13 protein-coding genes are annotated in these 15,879 nt (G+C 74.5%); 5 read left to right on the plus strand and 8 right to left on the minus strand.

Features of this window, described 5'->3' with window-relative positions; translation table 11 throughout:
* Positions 1-25 precede the first annotated feature (25 nt).
* Complete coding sequence (cds1, locus tag ACZ42X_RS20520; RefSeq protein WP_468291818.1) at positions 26-1,177, plus strand: L-cysteine desulfhydrase Cds1; 1,152 nt, start codon at positions 26-28, stop codon at positions 1,175-1,177.
* 24 nt (positions 1,178-1,201) lie between these two features.
* On the opposite strand, the gene ACZ42X_RS20525 is transcribed toward cds1, so the two are convergent.
* Entirely contained in the window at positions 1,202-1,645 is a 444-nt protein-coding gene (locus ACZ42X_RS20525) for an SRPBCC family protein (protein WP_468291822.1), read from the minus strand.
* 7 nt (positions 1,646-1,652) lie between these two features.
* Positions 1,653-2,546 (minus strand): DeoR/GlpR family DNA-binding transcription regulator, encoded by an 894-nt coding sequence (locus ACZ42X_RS20530; protein WP_468291825.1) that lies wholly within the window; start codon positions 2,544-2,546, stop codon positions 1,653-1,655.
* A 249-nt stretch (positions 2,547-2,795) separates the two neighbouring features.
* Here ACZ42X_RS20530 and ACZ42X_RS20535 point away from each other — a divergent pair, with 249 nt between their 5' ends.
* Positions 2,796-5,153, plus strand: a complete 2,358-nt coding sequence (locus tag ACZ42X_RS20535; protein WP_468291828.1) for a hypothetical protein — start codon at positions 2,796-2,798, stop codon at positions 5,151-5,153.
* Here the strand turns inward: ACZ42X_RS20535 and ACZ42X_RS20540 are convergent.
* The 5 genes from ACZ42X_RS20540 to ACZ42X_RS20560 all read right to left on the minus strand — a co-directional run bounded on the left by ACZ42X_RS20540 (position 5,123) and on the right by ACZ42X_RS20560 (position 11,359).
* On the minus strand, positions 5,123-7,570 hold the full coding sequence (locus tag ACZ42X_RS20540; protein ID WP_468291831.1) for a right-handed parallel beta-helix repeat-containing protein: 2,448 nt from the start codon (positions 7,568-7,570) through the stop codon (positions 5,123-5,125). The genes ACZ42X_RS20535 and ACZ42X_RS20540 overlap by 31 nt on opposite strands.
* Before the next feature lie 218 nt (positions 7,571-7,788).
* Positions 7,789-8,397, minus strand: a complete 609-nt coding sequence (locus ACZ42X_RS20545) for an Rv1733c family protein (RefSeq protein ID WP_468291834.1) — start codon at positions 8,395-8,397, stop codon at positions 7,789-7,791.
* A 127-nt stretch (positions 8,398-8,524) separates the two neighbouring features.
* Positions 8,525-9,358 (minus strand): MOSC domain-containing protein, encoded by an 834-nt coding sequence (locus ACZ42X_RS20550; protein WP_468291837.1) that lies wholly within the window; start codon positions 9,356-9,358, stop codon positions 8,525-8,527.
* 37 nt (positions 9,359-9,395) lie between these two features.
* Positions 9,396-9,899, minus strand: coding sequence for a DUF6643 family protein (locus ACZ42X_RS20555; RefSeq protein WP_468291839.1), 504 nt, complete (start codon positions 9,897-9,899; stop codon positions 9,396-9,398).
* Positions 9,900-10,171: 272 nt separating this feature from the next.
* Positions 10,172-11,359: a glycosyltransferase gene (locus ACZ42X_RS20560; protein ID WP_468291842.1), complete on the minus strand. Its 1,188-nt coding sequence runs from the start codon at positions 11,357-11,359 to the stop codon at positions 10,172-10,174.
* Between the two features lie 58 nt (positions 11,360-11,417).
* Between ACZ42X_RS20560 and ACZ42X_RS20565 the strand changes: the two genes are divergently transcribed.
* Together ACZ42X_RS20565 and ACZ42X_RS20570 are read left to right on the plus strand one after the other, a co-directional pair.
* On the plus strand, positions 11,418-12,203 hold the full coding sequence (locus tag ACZ42X_RS20565) for a glutamate racemase (protein WP_468291845.1): 786 nt from the start codon (positions 11,418-11,420) through the stop codon (positions 12,201-12,203).
* A gap of 80 nt (positions 12,204-12,283) precedes the next feature.
* Entirely contained in the window at positions 12,284-12,874 is a 591-nt protein-coding gene (locus tag ACZ42X_RS20570; RefSeq protein WP_468291848.1) for a hypothetical protein, read from the plus strand.
* Here ACZ42X_RS20570 and ACZ42X_RS20575 read toward each other — a convergent pair.
* Complete coding sequence (locus ACZ42X_RS20575; RefSeq protein WP_468291851.1) at positions 12,795-13,895, minus strand: O-antigen ligase family protein; 1,101 nt, start codon at positions 13,893-13,895, stop codon at positions 12,795-12,797. The genes ACZ42X_RS20570 and ACZ42X_RS20575 overlap by 80 nt on opposite strands.
* A gap of 370 nt (positions 13,896-14,265) precedes the next feature.
* Here ACZ42X_RS20575 and lnt point away from each other — a divergent pair, with 370 nt between their 5' ends.
* Positions 14,266-15,873 carry an apolipoprotein N-acyltransferase gene (lnt, locus tag ACZ42X_RS20580; RefSeq protein WP_468291854.1) on the plus strand — a complete coding sequence of 536 codons (1,608 nt, stop codon included), beginning with the start codon at positions 14,266-14,268 and terminating at the stop codon, positions 15,871-15,873.
* Positions 15,874-15,879 lie beyond the last annotated feature (6 nt).

Raw genomic sequence — 15,879 nt, forward strand, 5'->3', positions numbered from 1 at the left:
TGGAGACAGTTGAGGAGCGCGACGCGTGGGCACTGGTGAGCAGGCCGGGACGACAGGGGCAGCCGGGACGAACCGACCGGCGCCCACCATCGACGTGGACCGGAGCGACCCGGACTACCGCGCATGGCTGAAGGACGCCGTACGCAAGGTCCAGGCCGACGCCACCCGGTCCGCCGACACGCACCTGCTGCGCTTCCCGCTGCCCGAGCGCTGGGGGATCGACCTCTACCTGAAGGACGAGTCCACCCACCCCACCGGCAGCCTCAAGCACCGCCTGGCGCGTTCGCTCTTCCTCTACGGGCTGTGCAACGGCTGGATCCGTCCCGACAAGCCCCTCATCGAGGCGTCCAGCGGCTCGACGGCCGTTTCCGAGGCGTACTTCGCGAGCCTCGTCGGCGTGCCGTTCATCGCCGTCATGCCGCGCACCACCAGCCCCGAGAAGATCCGGCTCATCGAATTCCAGGGCGCCCAGTGCCACTTCGTCGACGACTCGCGCATGATGTACGAGGAGGCGGCGGCCCTCGCCGCCCGGACCGGCGGCCACTACATGGACCAGTTCACGTACGCGGAGCGCGCCACCGACTGGCGCGGCAACAACAACATCGCGGAGTCGATCTACCAGCAGCTGCGCCTGGAGCGCTATCCGGAACCGGCGTGGATCGTCGCCACGGCGGGCACGGGCGGCACGTCGGCGACCATCGCCCGCTACGTGCGCTACATGCAGTACGACACCCGCATCTGCGTCCCCGACCCGGAGAACTCCTGCTTCTTCGAAGGGTGGACCACCGGCAACGCGCAGGCCGCCAGTGACTGCGGCTCTCGCATCGAGGGCATCGGCCGCCCCCGGATGGAGCCGAGCTTCGTCCCCGGCGCCATCGACCGGATGATGAAGGTGCCGGACGCGGCGAGCGTCGCCGCCGTACGGGCACTGGAGAACGCCATCGGCCGCAAGGCGGGCGGCTCCACCGGAACGGGCCTCTGGAGCGCGCTGAAGATCGTCGCCGAGATGGTGGCGCAAGGCCGCACCGGCAGCGTCGTCACGCTCATCTGCGACCCCGGCGAGCGCTATCTGGACAAGTACTACTCCGACGACTGGCTGGCCGAACAGGGCCTGGACATCGCCCCGTACAGCGCCGCCATCGACGAGTTCCTGCGCAGCGGATCCTGGCCCGATTAGGCGCCGGGCCCCCGGGCCGCCCGCTCAGCGGGCTTCGAGCAGCCCGGCCAGGGTGCGTCCGAAGACCAGCCGCCCGGCGCGCGCCAGCAGCCCGTCGCACGCGCGCGGCAGGCCCCGTACGCGCAGCTCCTCGGTCCAGGTCACACGCGTGCGGCCGTCCGTGGTCGCGTGGACGGCGATCTCCGCCCACCCGGTGACCACCCGTCCGCGCTTCTCCAGGCGGCACACGCCCACCGTCCGGCCGGGGGCCGGAGGCTCCCAGCGCACGACCTCCATCGGGTCGTCGAACCCGAACCGTCCGATCCCGGTACGCGCGTTGATCCGGCCGCCCTTCTGCGTCGGCCCGTCCGGCACCGGGGCCACCCGGGTCAACGGCACGCGGGCTCCGTGCGCCGGCCAGTCCGTCACCCGCCGCCACGCTTCGGCGGCGTCCAGCGGCGCCCATCGCTCGATCCGGAAAACGGCCACCCCCGGATCAGTCCTCGCCGGGGTCGGCGCCCGTGCCAGGCCCCGTGTCCGCACCCCTGTCCGGGCCGGTGTCGCCCGTGTCCTCGCCCGCCACGATCAGGCCCGGCAGGTGTTCCGCCATCTCCGCCCGAGCCCCGGCCGACAGGCCCGCGTCCGTCACCAGGTGGTCGACCTCGTCCAGGCGCGCGAAGGAACTCAAGCCCACCGTGCCCCACTTGGTGTGGTCGGCGACCACCACCACCCGCCGCGCGGAACGGACGAGACGACGGTTGGTCTCCGCCTCCGCGAGGTTCGGCGTGGACAGGCCCCCCTCCACCGAGATGCCGTGCACCCCCAGGAACAGCACGTCGAAGTGGAGCGAACGGATGGCCTGATCGGCCACCGGCCCGACCAGCGAGTCCGACGGCGTACGGACCCCGCCGGTGAGCACCACCGTCGCCGCGCCCGGCCGGGGCGCTCCGGCGCCCGACGCCGTGCCCTGCGCCGCGTGGAACACGTCCGCCACCCGCACCGAGTTGGTCACCACCGTCAGGTCCGGCACCTCCAGCAGATGCTGCGCCAGCACGTACGTCGTGGTCCCGCCCGACAGGGCGATCGCGCTCCCCGGCGCCACCATCGCGGCGGCCGCCCGCGCGATGTCCTCCTTCGCGCTCCGCTCCAGCGCCGACTTCGCCTCGAAGCCCGGCTCGTGCGTGCTGGCCTCGGCCACCGGCACCGCCCCGCCGTGCACCTTCGCGATGACGCCCTGACGGGCCAGCGCGTCCAGGTCGCGGCGGACCGTCATGTCCGACACGTTGAGCCTGCGGGTGAGTTCGTTGACCCGCACACCGCCGCGCCGCCGCACCTCGTCCAGGATCAAGGCGCGCCGCTGCTCCGCGAGGAGGTTCTGGTTGTCGCTCACCGCAGGGGCCGGTCCTTCCACGTCGTCGACACGCTCGCCAGGGATCCCTCATCCTGCCACGCGCCGCACGGCGCGGTACGGCGGGGAGATTGCGTGAATGAGCCGTACACATCGCCGCGCCCATGGACGATTCTTGTCAAGCGCCCCCACTCCACCCCCGTCCCGTGCCCAACTCGCCCCGCCCCACTCCGCCCCGCCCCGCCCCCTTACTCCCGCCCCTTTCCGCCCCGCAGAGAGCGAGCCGCCGAAGTGCACCCAGCCACCACGGAGCCCGCCGGCCCCGGAGCCGCGCTCGAACTCCTCGTCCACGGCGTCGGCGGCACCACGCCCGAGGAGATGCTCGACGACCCCCGTACCGTACGGGTGACCGGCGACAACACCGCCGCCATCTTCCGCCGCACCGCCGACCGGGACGCCGAGAAGGAGCCCGAACGCTTCCGCCACGGCCCCGTCCAGGAGGCGTACTGCTGGTGCAACCTCACCTCAGGCAACGGATCGCGCGCCCTGTGGCTGCTGCTCCTGCCGTTCATGGTGGTCAACCTCGCGCACTGGATGCGGCCCCCGGCCGAAGGGCGGGCCGCCGCCGTCCGGCTCTACGGCGTGCTCGTACGGCTCGTCGCGCTCAGCCTCACCGTGCTGCTCACCGCCGCCGCCTGCGAGGTCGCGCTGGACCTGACGGCCTGGCAGTGCGCGGGCTCCGCCCGCTGCGCCGACGGGCGGTCCTGGCTCGGCTTCCTCTCCGTCACCAACGGTGGCTGGTGGTCGCAGCCCGGCCGCCGCCTCGCGCTCGCCGCACTGGTCCCCGCCGCGCTCGTCGGGCTCCTGTGGTACCTGTCCAACCGCACCTGGAGCGCGTACGAGGCCCAACGCCCGCCCCGCGGCGAGCAGGACGGCGACGGCACGGCGGCCGGCCGGCAGCCGCGCCCCGCCCTCGGCCGCCCCGGCTTCTGGTACGGACGCCGCCTCGTCGCCCGTCTGCGCGCCGCCCACACCGCCGCCGGGTTCCTCACCATCGCCGCCGCCGTCGGCGGCGCGGCGGCCCGCTACGACCGCGGCGCGGCGAGCACCACGCGCGAGCTGCTCGGCTGGGCCCTGGAAGGCGCCCTGCTGCTCGGCGCGGTGGTCGTGACATGGGTGGTGTGCCGCCGCGGGCGCAGCGAGAAGCGGCTCGACAACCGGCTCGACCGCGCCCTCGTCGGCTGGCTGCCCGGCTCCTCCCTCGCCCTGCTCGCCCTCGCGATGGCGTACGCCGCCTGGTCCCGCCCCGACTGGCGCTCCGCGCGCACCCTCCCCGGAGACCTGGCCTTCAGCGTCATCACCCTCGCCCAGGGCGTCCTCGTCCTGGCCCTCGCCGCCGTCGCCCTGCGGCTCCACCGCCGCGCCCCGCACACGCGTACCGTGCTGTACGGGCTCGGCGGCCCCACCGTCGCCATGCTCGCGTGCGCGCTCGGCGGCGTGATGAGCGGCGGGATCGCGCAGCGCGTCGCCGACTGGCTCGACGGGCCCGCCACCCCCGGCACCGGAAAGGGCCCCATCGTGGGCCCGCCGGTGCTGCTCAGCTGGCAGGCCTCGGTCATCCCCGTGCTGCTGCTCCTGCTGCTGATCCCCGCGCTCGTCCTCGCCGTCCGCACCGCGCTCACCGCCCGCCGTCTCGGCCCGGTGGTGGAGGCGGAGTACGAGGGCGAGAAGCCCGACCCCGTCCGCACCCGCCGCATCGCCGCCGTCCGCGCGCGGGCGGCGCTCACCGACTCGGCGCCCGGCATCGTGGGCCTCCTCTCCGGTGCCACCCTGCTGCTCGGCGCGGTCGCCCTCGTCGGGTCGCGCGCGAGCGGAACGGTGCCCGGCAAGGCCTTCGCGGGCACCCACCCCCTCGTCGAGAGCGTGGCCGAGGCCGCGCAGGCGCTCGGCTCCTGGCTGATCGGGTTCGGCTTCATACTGTTCGTCACCTGGGGCCGGCGCGCCTACCGGGACGCCTCAGCGCGGCGCACCATCGGCATCCTGTGGGACGTCGGTACGTTCTGGCCGCGCGCCGCCCATCCGTTCGCGCCGCCCTGCTACGCCGAGCGGGCCGTCCCGGACCTGGCCTGGCGGATGTCGTCCTGGACCGGCCGCACCGGCGGGCGTCTGGTCATCTCCGGCCACTCCCAGGGCAGCGTGCTCGCGGCGGCGGCCGTCTGGCAGCTCCCGGCCGGAACCCGCCGCCGCGTCGCCCTGCTCACGTACGGGTCCCCCCTGGAGCGGCTGTACGGACGGTGGTTCCCGGCCTACTTCGGTCCGGTCCCGCTGGCCGCCCTCCACCGCGAGGTGCACTGCTGGCGCAACCTGTGGCGCCGTACCGACCCGATCGGCGGCCCGGTGAACCTCCCCGCCGAGGGCGACAAGCCGGAGGTCGACCACAAGGCGCTGCGCGACCCGGTCGTGTACGGGCGCACCCCCGAACACCCGCTGCCCGAGCCGGTCCTCGGCCACGGCGACTACCGGGCGGACCCGGTCTTCGCCAAGGAGCGCACCATCCTGCTCGACCGGCTCCCGCCCGCCCTGCCGCTGCCCGTCCCGCAGCAGCGCACGGACGAGGCTCAGGGCATGTCCGGGATGTCCTCCGGATAGAGCAGGGTCAGGTCGTCGGTGCTCGTCTCGGCGAGCGCCGCGACCCGGCCCGCGTGCCGCTCGACCATCGACTCGAACGTCTGGCGCGCGGTACGGCCGTTGCCGAAGGCGGGTCCCTTCGGCAACTCCGTGAAGTACTTCAGCAGTGCCTCACCCGTGCCCGCGCCCAGGCGGTACTCGTGCTCCTCGGCCTGCTGCCCGACGATCCGCACCAGCTCGTCGGGCTGGTAGTCCTGGAAGGTGATCGTCCGTGAGAACCGGGACGCCACCCCGGGGTTGACGTTGAGGAACCGCTCCATCTCGGCGGTGTACCCGGCCACGATCACCACGACGGCGTCCCGGTGGTCCTCCATCAGCTTCACCAGGGTGTCGATCGCCTCGCGGCCGAAGTCCCGCCCCGAGTCCTCGGGGGAGAGCGCGTACGCCTCGTCGATGAAGAGCACCCCGCCCCGCGCCCGGTCGAACGCCTCCTGGGTGCGGATCGCGGTGGAACCGATGTGCTCGCCCACCAGGTCCACCCGCGACACCTCGACGAGATGACCGCGCTCCAGCACACCGAGGGAGGCCAGGATCTCGCCGTACAGGCGGGCGACCGTGGTCTTGCCCGTACCGGGGGAGCCGGTGAAGACCAGATGACGGCGTGCGGAGGCGGCCTTGAGCCCCGCCTCCCGGCGCTTCCTGCCGACCTCGATCATGTTGATGAGGGTGCGGACCTCCCGCTTGACGCTGTCGAGCCCCACCAGCGCGTCCAGTTCGCCGAGGACGTCCTGCGCACCCCGCACGGGCGGGTCGGGCGTCACCGGGACGACCGCCGCCGCGACGGGGGCCGCGGCTCGTTCCGGAAGGACGGGGACCTGCGCCGGTACCGTGCCGAGCAGACCGCCCGCGGGCGCCTGCGCCGCCGTCCGCACGGTGCCGTGCGCGGCGCCCTCCGGTGCCGCGCGGACGACGCCGCTCTCGTCGCTCGTGCACTCCTCCATGACGGGGCCGTCCTCACCGGACTCGTACCCCCCGCGCGCACACCGCTCCGTACGGCACCGGCGCAGCGTCGTACGGCAGCCGTCCATGACGTGGAAGCCGTACCCTCCGCTGCCCGTCACCCGGCAGCCGTGGAAGGTGCCGCGGCCCTCCGCCGAGACGTAGAAACCCGCTTCGGCGGGGGAGGTGACCGTGCACCGCTCGACCGTCGGATCGGCGCCCTTGGTGACGATGACCCCGGTCTGCACGGCGTCGATGGTGCAGCCGCTGAGCGTGCCGCCGCTGCCGTGGTCCCGGAACCAGGCGCCGGTCGACGCCTCCCGGATGCGGCAGTCGTCCAGCTGCGCGATGGCGCCGTCGCTGACCGACACCGCCGTGTTGCGCACCTGCGACAGGTCGCTGTCGACGACGTCCACGCGCGAGCCGCGGTCGAGGACGAAGAGGGCGTCCGGTACGTCGCGCACACGGCACCCGTCGAGGACGGCGGCCGCACCGTCGGAGACCCACACCGCCGGGTAGTCGCCGGTGCTGTCGTGGATCTCGCACTGGTTGGCGTCCACGCGGGTGCCCGGGTCCCACACGGACAGGCCGTTGCGGCCGAACCGCCGCACCGTCGAGCGGGTCAGCGTCAGCACGGCGCGCGACCGCAGGTCGACGGCGTTCTCCGGGACGTCGTGGATGTCGCAGTCGGAGAGGGTGAGCGCGGCGTCCGTGTCCAGGGTGATGCCGTCGGCCGTGGTGCGGTGCACCGAGGAGTCCGTCAGGTGCGCGACGGCCCGCGCGGTCACCTGGACGCCGCTGCCCTTGATCTCGTACACCTCGCAGCCGATCGCCTCCAGGCCGCTGCCCTCCCCGGTCACGGACACGCCCGCGCCGGAGGCGTGGTGGATACGGCACCGCTCCAGGCGCGGATGTGCGCCGCCGCGTACCGAGACGCCCGCCTGCCCGGCCGCGACCACCTCGCACTCCTCGAAGACGCCGCCCGCGCCGTCCAGTACGCCGATGCCGACGCCCGCCGGGTTGTCGACGGTGCAGCGCCGTACGGTGGGCCGCGCGGCGCCGCGCACCTCGACCCCCGACGCCGAACGGGTCACGATCCGCAGGTCCGAGAGCTCCGGCGTACCGTCCTCGATGAGCAGGGCGGGCGCCGAGCTGTCCTGGCCCTCCACCTGGAGGTCCTGCACGGTCGCGGAGGCCCGTACGGTCAGCGGTACGCCGTCGGCCGGGGCGATCCGCACGGAGCCGGACGCGCCGTCGGCGCCGCGCAGGGTGACCGCGCGGCGCAGGACCAGGTTCTCCCGGTACGTACCGGGGGCGATGGTCAGGACGTCGCCGTCCGCGGCGGCCTCCAGGGCCGCGGCGAGGGAGGCGTACTCGCCCGTGCGGCGCCGCCACCGCGATGTGCCGGTGTGCGTCACCTGGACCGTGCCCTGTGCCATGGTGCTGCTGAGCCCCCCACCTCGTCGTGCGTCGCTGCGAAACGGTCGCACCACCGTAGCGCGCGTGGCGAGGGCGAGTTGACCGGTCGGGCGGCTCGGCGGCGCCCGGCCGTGGCCCGGTCGCACTCGGGTGTGCTCGGCCGCGCCCGGCCGCGGCCTGGTCGCACTCGGCTGCGCTCGGCCGCTTGGGGTTCCCCTGGGCGCCCTTCGCGCCCCCTTCAGCTGTCCGCGCCCGTCCTGCCCCAGTCCGGGCCCGCCCTGGCCCACTCCTGGTCCAGGCGCGCGTACCGCCGCCGCGTCAGCTGCCCGACGACGGCTCTGCGGGCCACTTCCACCAGGCCGGCGAACCCGACCGCGATACCGGTCCCGGCGAGTACGGCGTGGTCGCGGACCGTGTCCGCGTCCATCGGCCGGTCCACCGGGCGGCCCCGGTCGTCGACCCAGATGCGCAGGGTGTCGCCCGGCTCCACGGTGTGCCGGGCGGCCGTCACGACCCCGGTCCGTACCGTGCCGTCCTGCGCGGTCCAGCGCGCCGCCACCGGCTCGCGCAGCCGGTGCTCGGCGGATGCCTCCGGGTCGCGCGGTGACCCCTCGCGCCCCGGGGCGGGGCCCATCACCTCGGCCGTGACCGGGTGGCGCTGTTCGTGTTGGATCCGCGCCGTCCGTTGGAGGGAGGTTTCGGTCGCCACGCCGGAGGCCCAGCCCACGGCGGGAGCGACGAGACAGATCAGCAGCAGGGCGGCGAAGGCGGTCCACGCCTCCGCGAGATCGGTGGTCCGGCGCAGGGGGTTGTGCCGCCAGCGCCAGAGCCCGAGGACGGTGTGCAACGGGCCAGCACCCCCTTTCCGTGTCCGTCAACGCGCGTACGGACCTCCCGGGTTCCCGTGACGACACCGCCCATGCGCACCGTTCCGGCCTCTTGGGCCCGGCGCGGCCGCTGCCCCGGCGGTGTTGCTAGCTGCGCTCGAGGATCTGCACCCGGTCCCCGGTACGGAGGGTGCCGGTGCTCTCCGGGACGAGGTTCTGGCCGAAGACCATCCGCTTGCCGAAGAGGCGGTGCCGGGCGAGGGTGCGCAGCGGCTCCTTGCCGCGCTGTGCCGTGCGCTGGTCGGTGGTGGTCACGATGCAGCGGCCGCACGGCTTGGCGACGCGGAAGGAGACCTCGCCGATCGCGATCCGCGTCCAGTGGTCCTCGTCCCAGGGCTCGGTGCCGTCGACGACGACGTTCGGCCGGAAACGCTCCATGGGCAGAGGGCCCTCGTCCGGGTGGTCGCCTTGCGCGATGAGCGAGTTGAGGGCGTCCAGCGAGGCGGTGGTGGTGACCAGCAGGGGGTAGCCGTCGGCGAAGCTGACCGTCTCGCCGGGCAGCGCGTAGTCCGGGTCGATGGGGCGACGGTGCGCGGGCTCGTCCATGTACGTCAGCCGCACCTCGTCGCCGAGATAGCCGCCGAACCACGCGTCGGCGGTGGGGCCGGCCGGTACGGCCTCCACCTTCGTGCCGAAGATGTCCGTGGTGACCGTTCCCGCCGACCCGGACGGTATGGCGACGGTCAGCGGCTCGCACCCCGGGGCGGACAGCCGGAGCGCCCCGTCCGCGAGCCGCTCGGCCCGGGCCAACGCCAGTCGCGCGTGCCGGCGTTGGGTGACCGCCTTCCCCGAGGTGTCGATCAGCATCCAGCGGCGGTCCCCGGCGAGCCCCCACGGCTCCACCACCGCCTCGGCGGGCGTACAACCGCCGAGTGACTTGACCGGGTGGATGTGCAGGGAGCGCAGTACAGGAGTGGGCATGGCCTCATCCTGCCAGTCGCTCCGGGTACCGGGTCGGTCAGTATCCCCCGCCCTGGTAGGGGCGGTTGTACGGGTCGTCGTACGGAGCGGGCTGGACGGGCACCGGAGCGGGGCGCGGCGCCGCCGGGCGCATCGCCTCGTAGCCGGTGGCGACCGGCCGCGCGTACGGGGCGGCCTGCGGCGCCGGGTAGCCGCGCGGGGCCGTCGCCTGCTGGGGGATGTACGGCGCGGGCGCCTGGTGCAGCGGCGTGGGCTGCGGCATCTGCGCCTGGACGGGCTGCGGGTAGGGCTGCGACTGCGGCTGCGGGTAACCGTAGGAGCCGCCGTAGGAAGGACCGGGCTGGGAGGGGGCTGCCGGGAGGGCGGGCAGCGCCGAGGGAAGGGCCGGCAGGTGGCTGCTGCCGGTGTCGTACGCGGCGGGCACTCGGATCGGGGCGATCTGAGGCGTGCCCCGCTCTGCGACCAGGGAGTCGTAGATGGGGGTGTCCGGGAACGACGGCACGCCGTAGTAAGCGCCGCCGTAGGAACGGGGGGAGGTCATGGCACATAAGTTAAGCCCACGATGTGCTTAGTGGGGAGCCCGGTAAGAGGGTTGTTTTACGTGTACTGAGCGGCCACCGGGACCCAATGCCATCGAACGTGGGGAAAAGGGGCGCCTCTTCTGGTAAAGCCCATGCTGAGCAGGGGGTTACCGGTGGTCCACCGTCCTTGTTTTCGTTGGTTGGTACATAAAACTCCCGCGGTAGTTCAGGGTTCGGAGCGACGGGCGGGGTGGAAACGGGGGCGGGTGCACGTGAGTGGGCATGTCCATGATTAGGCGCGCGAATGTCCCGTCCGCGGACGCGGATAGGTGCGGCCCTTCCAGGACGCCCCGCGCCCGCGGTAGTGCTGCACCGCCGAATCGACCGTCATACACAGATAGAGCAGCGCCGTGAACGGCAGCAGGAAGGCCGACCACAGCGACTGGCGGTAGTAGCGGAGCATCGGGACGTACGTACCCGTCATCACCGCCCATGCGCCGGCGCCCAGCAGCCCGGCCGCGGTGTCGCCCCCGAACAGCCCCGCGGCGAGCGCGGCGGGCGGCGCCACGTACACCAGCAGCAGCCCGCCCACCGTGCCGGCCAGGAGCAGCGGGTTGTGCCGGAGCTGGGCGTACGCGCTGCGCGACACCATCCGCCACAGGCTGCCCAGCCCCGGGTACGGGCGGATGCTGTCCACCCGCTCGGCGAGCCCCAGCCACAGCCGGCCGCCCGCCCTCCGCACCGCACGCGCCAGGGACACGTCGTCGATGACCGCGTGCCGGATCGACTCCGGCACCCGCGCCCGGTCCGCCGTCTCCGTACGCAGCAGTACGCAGCCCCCCGCCGCGGCGGCCGTCCGCGCGCCGTCCTTGTTGACCCGGCGGAAGGGATAGAGCTGCGCGAAGAAGTAGACGAACGCCGGCACCACCAGCCGCTCCCAGCCGCTCGCCACCCGCAGCCGGGCCATCTGCGAGACGAGGTCGATGGAGTGCGTGGTGGCCGCGGCCACGAGCTCGCGGAGGCTGTCGGGCTCATGCGCGATGTCCGCGTCCGTCAGCAGCAGGTACTCGGGCTCCGGCCACGCCTCGCTCGCGCGCGCCACCGCGATGCCGTGCCGCACGGCCCACAGCTTCCCGGTCCAGCCGGCCTCCGGCGGACCCGGTGACGCCACCGTCAGCGGCAGCCCCCCGTACCGTACGGACAGCGCGCGGGCTAGGTCGCCCGTACCGTCCTTGCTGCCGTCGTCGACGAGGACGATCCACGCGGGTCCCGGGTAGTCCTGGACCAGGAGCGAGGGCAGGCTCACCGGGAGCGCCTCGGCCTCGTCCCGGGCCGGCACCACGACGGCGACGGACGGCCAGCGGGCGGGGTCCTCGCGGCGGGGTAGGCGCTGGTCCGTCCGCCAGAAGAAGCCCTGCCCGAGCAACAGCCAGCCCCATGCCGCCAACGACCCCAGCGCGATCCACGCAATGGTGCTCATTCGTCGCAGTCTGCCCCACAACGACGGGAGCGCAAGGGCCGTCGGCTAGGGTGACCGGGTGAAGATCGCGCTCATGGACTCCGGAATCGGCCTGCTGCCGGCGGCGGCCGCCGTGCGTCGGCTGCGGCCGGACGCGGATCTGGTCCTCTCCTCGGACCCCGACGGGATGCCCTGGGGACCGCACACGCCGGACTACCTCATGGAGCACGCGCTCGCCGTCGCCCGGGCGGCCGCCGCGCACCGGCCGGACGCGCTCATCGTGGCCTGCAACACCGCCTCCGTACACGCCCTGCCGGCGCTGCGCGCCGAGCTGGAGCCCGGGATCCCCGTCATCGGAACCGTCCCCGCCATCAAGCCCGCCGCGGCCGGCGGAGGCCCGGTGGCGATCTGGGCGACCCCCGCCACCACCGGCAGCCCATATCAGCGCGGGCTCATCCGCGACTTCGCCGACTCCGTCGACGTCACGGAGGTGCCGTGCCCCGGGCTCGCCGACGCCGTGCAGCACGCCGACGAGGACGCCATCGACCGGGCCATCGCGGCCGCGGCCGCCCTCACGCCCGACGACGTAAGGGCCGTCGTCCTGGGCTGCACCCATTACGAACTGCTCGCCGAGCGCATCCGCGCCGCCGTCCAGCCGGCCGGCCTGCCGCCCGTCGCCCTGTACGGCTCCGCCGACGCGGTCGCCGCCCAGGCGCTGCGCCGGATCGGAGCCGACCCGGACCCGACCGCCACGCCCAGCACCTCCCTGGAGGTGCTGCTCAGCGGCCGCCCCTCCGAGCTGCCGGAAGCAGCGCTCACGTACGCCGAAGGCCGCGTACTGGCCGCCGTCGCGCCCGCTCGCTGAGGCACCGCCGAGCCGCCCGGGGGCTCCGAGGGGCGCCCGTCGAGGGGCCGCGAACGCGGAACGTCAGTACGCTGCTACGCATGAGGGACCACCCCCGCAGCGAGCCGTCCCCTCCGACGGACCCGTTGCCCGAGGTCTGGACGGGGCGCGCGACCAACCGCGGCCAGTGGCTCCTCGCCGCCGCGGGCGCGGCCTGCGTGGCCCTCGGCGTCGAGCTGGCCGTCGAATCCCCGTGGACCTCGGGCGTCGCGGCGCTGCTGATGGCGGTGATCGGCTGTGTCGCGGCCGGGCTGCTGGTGCTCTTCGGGACGCTCGCCTTCGTCCACGTCGAGCTCACCGTCGACCACGACGCCCTCGAAGTGCGCTGCGGCCACATGGGCGTGCCGCGCCGCCGCATCCCGCTGAAGCACGTGGTGTGCGCCGAGTTCGCCCCGTCCGTCACCCCGCGCCAGTGGGGCGGCTGGGGTTACCGCTGGCGCCCGGAGAAGGGCACGGCCGTGGTGGTGCGCCGGGGCGAGGCGCTGGTCCTCACCCTGGGGGACGGATGCAGCTTCACGGTGACGGTCGACGACGCGGAGGGCGCGGTCCGCTTCATCCGCCGCCGCCTGCCCCTCCACCACCGTGAGAGCCGGCGTGAGAGCCGCCGCGAGGACCACCCTGAGAACCTCTGAGGCTGGAGCCCCCCGGTACCGTCGCCGGGGCGTGCGCCGTCGCCAGGCCGGCCAGCAGGCCGGCGGCCGTCGTCACGGGGGTGAAGCTGAGCGCGCTGCCGACGGCCGCGAAGGCGGCCAGCGCCGTGAGCGCGGCGGCGGCGGACAGGGCGACCGGCGTCGGGCGGGGTGAGCGCCACAGGCCGTACAGCAGCCAGCCGCACAGCGCCGCCAGCAGGACCACGCCGACCAGCCCCTGCTCGGCCGCCTGCTGGAGCGGCGCGGAGTGCGGCTTGCCGTCCGAGCGCGGCGACTGCTGGGCCGTCGCGCTCAGAGCGCCGAATCGGCCCGGCCCCACCCCCAAGAGCGGATCCGTCCGGGCGACACCGATCGCGTCGCGCCACACCTGCGTCCGGTACGAGGTGAGCGGGCCCTCCACGGAGGCGGCCGGCCCTGCCGGAACGGCGCCGGCGGCCACCGCCCACGGCGTCCCGGCGAGCAGCCCCGCGACCAGGGCCAGCGCCGCCAGCGCGGGCAGCCGCCTCCGTATCCGTACCGCCGCCAGCGAGCACAGCAGCACCAGCAGCCCCGCGACGCCTCCGGCCACCGACCCCAGCGCGAAGGCGGCGCAGGCCACCCCCAGGGCCAGCAGCCGCAGGACCAGGCGGGGTACCGGGCGCCGGGCCGCCGCGGCGGCGCAGCAGGCGAAGCCCACGGCCAGCGCCGCCAGCGCGGCGTACGCGCCGGTGCTCCCGGGCGGAACCGGGCCGACGGCCGTCGCGCCCGGCAGCCCGGGCCACGTCGCGAGGACCAGGCCCACGACGCCCAGCGCCGCACCCGCGGCGGCGGCCACCGGCAGCAGCGCCCCGGCGATCCGGCCGCACGCGTACCCCGCCGCGACGGCGAGCACCGCGAGCAGCACCCCCTCGGGGCGCGCGTCCCGCCCGGCCGCGCTGATCAGCGCCGCGACGGCGCAGGCACCGAGCAGGGCGGCACCGACGACGTCCGAGCCCCTGCGGACCTCCGCGACCTGCTCGGACACGCCTCCTGGAGCGCCGTCCGCGATGTGCTCCGGAGCCGGGTCCGCGACACGCACCGGGACCACTCGCTTCGAGACGGCTCGCTTCGAGACCACCCGGTTCGAGGGCACCTGCTTCAAGACCGTCCCCCGGTACCGGTCCGCGACCGGCTTCGACACGGCAAACATCCCCGTCAACCCCCCGAAAGTGACGGGCCCCCTGGTGAGAGGGGTCCGTTGCTCACCGTAGGGCACTGGGACCGAGATGTGGAGAGCCTGTGCAGAAACGATGAGGCAGGCGGTGAGAGGGACGGTGCGGGAGGCGATGAGGTGGCGTCGGGGGTGGCCAGGACCGGTTTCCCGTCCCTCCGGGGCGCCGCCGTAGACTCCGCTCGTGAGCGCCACCATGACCCCCGTCGACGACGCACCTCCGCCCGCGGCCGCCGAGGAGCGGCGGAGCACCCGGCTCCTGCGGCAGCTGCCGAGAACCGGGGCGGCGGCGCTCTCCGGCGTCCTGCTGTACCTCAGCTTCCCGCCCCGTCCCCTGTGGTGGCTCGCCGTGCCCGGGTTCGCCCTGCTCGGATGGGCGCTGCGCGGCCGGCGCCTCAGGGCGGGCTTCGGTCTCGGCTACCTCGCCGGACTGGGCTTCCTCCTCCCGCTCCTGGTGTGGACGGGCGAGGAGGTCGGCGCCGTGCCCTGGCTGGCGCTCGTCGCCGTCGAATCGCTCTTCCTGGCGGCCGTCGGCCTGCTCACCGCCGCCGTCTCGCGGGTCCCCGCGTGGCCGGTGTTCGCCGCCGCCGTGTGGGTCCTGGGCGAGGCGGCACGCGCGCGTGTCCCCTTCGGCGGCTTCCCCTGGGGGAAGATCGCCTTCGGCCAGGCGGACGGCCTGTTCCTGCCGCTCGCCGCAGCCGGCGGTACGCCCGTCCTCGGCTTCGCCGTCGCCCTGTGCGGTTTCGGCCTCTACGAGGCGGCCCGCGCCCTGCGCGCCTACCGAAGCACCGGCGCCCTGCCGCGCGGCCCGCTCGCCGCGGCCCTGCTCTCCGTGCTCGTGCCCGTCACCTCGGCCCTCGCCGCGCAGCCGCTCGTCTCCGACGCGGCCGAGGACGGCACCGCGACCGTCGCCGCCGTCCAGGGCAACGTGCCGCGCCTGGGCCTGGACTTCAACGCCCAGCGCCGCCAGGTCCTCGACAACCACGTCCACCGCACCGAGCAGCTCGCCGCGGACGTCGCGGCCGGCAAGGCCGCCAGGCCGGACTTCGTCCTGTGGCCGGAGAACTCCTCCGACCTCGACCCGTACCGCAACGGCGACGCCCACGACGCGATCGACCGCGCCGCCAAGGCCATCGGCGTCCCCGTCGTCGTCGGCGCCGTCCTCACGCCCGAGACCGGACCGCTGCGCAACACGCTCATCGTGTGGGACCCGCGGCGCGGCCCGGTCGACACGTATGACAAGAGGCATGTGCAGCCGTTCGGCGAGTACATCCCCATGCGGTCCTTCGTGCGGATCTTCAACAACGACGTCGACCGCGTCAGCCGGGACTTCGGACCGGGCCACGAGGTCGGTGTCTTCGACCTCGCGGGGACCCGGGTGGGGCTGGCGACGTGTTACGAGGCGGCGTTCGACTGGGCGGTACGGGACACCGTCACGCACGGCGCCCGGCTCATCAGCGTGCCCAGCAACAACGCCACCTTCGGGCGCAGCGAGATGACCTACCAGCAGCTCGCCATGTCGCGCGTACGGGCCGTCGAGCACAGCCGCGCGGTGGTCGTGCCCGTCACCAGCGGCGTCAGCGCGATCATCCGGCCGGACGGGACCATCGTCCGGGAGTCCCGGATGTTCACCCCGGACGCCCTGGTCGCCGAGGTGCCGCTACGGTCCTCCCTGACACCCGCCACCCGCCTCGGCACCCTCCCGGAGGCCGCCCTGGTGGCGATCGCCGCGGCCGGGCTCGGCTGGGCCGCCGCCCGGGCACGGCGTACCCGCCGTTCTGCTGCGGCCTGAGACCGG

It is taken from the genome of Streptomyces sp. NPDC030862, assembly GCF_055571835.1.

Excerpts from the sequence above, each read along its gene's own strand:
- ACZ42X_RS20555 (WP_468291839.1), bottom strand. The coding sequence starts at position 9,899 with ATGACCTCCCCCCGTTCCTACGGCGGCGCTTACTACGGCGTGCCGTCG.
- ACZ42X_RS20560 (WP_468291842.1), bottom strand. The coding sequence starts at position 11,359 with ATGAGCACCATTGCGTGGATCGCGCTGGGGTCGTTGGCGGCATGGGGC.
- ACZ42X_RS20570 (WP_468291848.1), top strand. The coding sequence starts at position 12,284 with ATGAGGGACCACCCCCGCAGCGAGCCGTCCCCTCCGACGGACCCGTTG.
- ACZ42X_RS20550 (WP_468291837.1), bottom strand. The coding sequence starts at position 9,358 with ATGCCCACTCCTGTACTGCGCTCCCTGCACATCCACCCGGTCAAGTCA.
- ACZ42X_RS20540 (WP_468291831.1), bottom strand. The coding sequence starts at position 7,570 with ATGGCACAGGGCACGGTCCAGGTGACGCACACCGGCACATCGCGGTGG.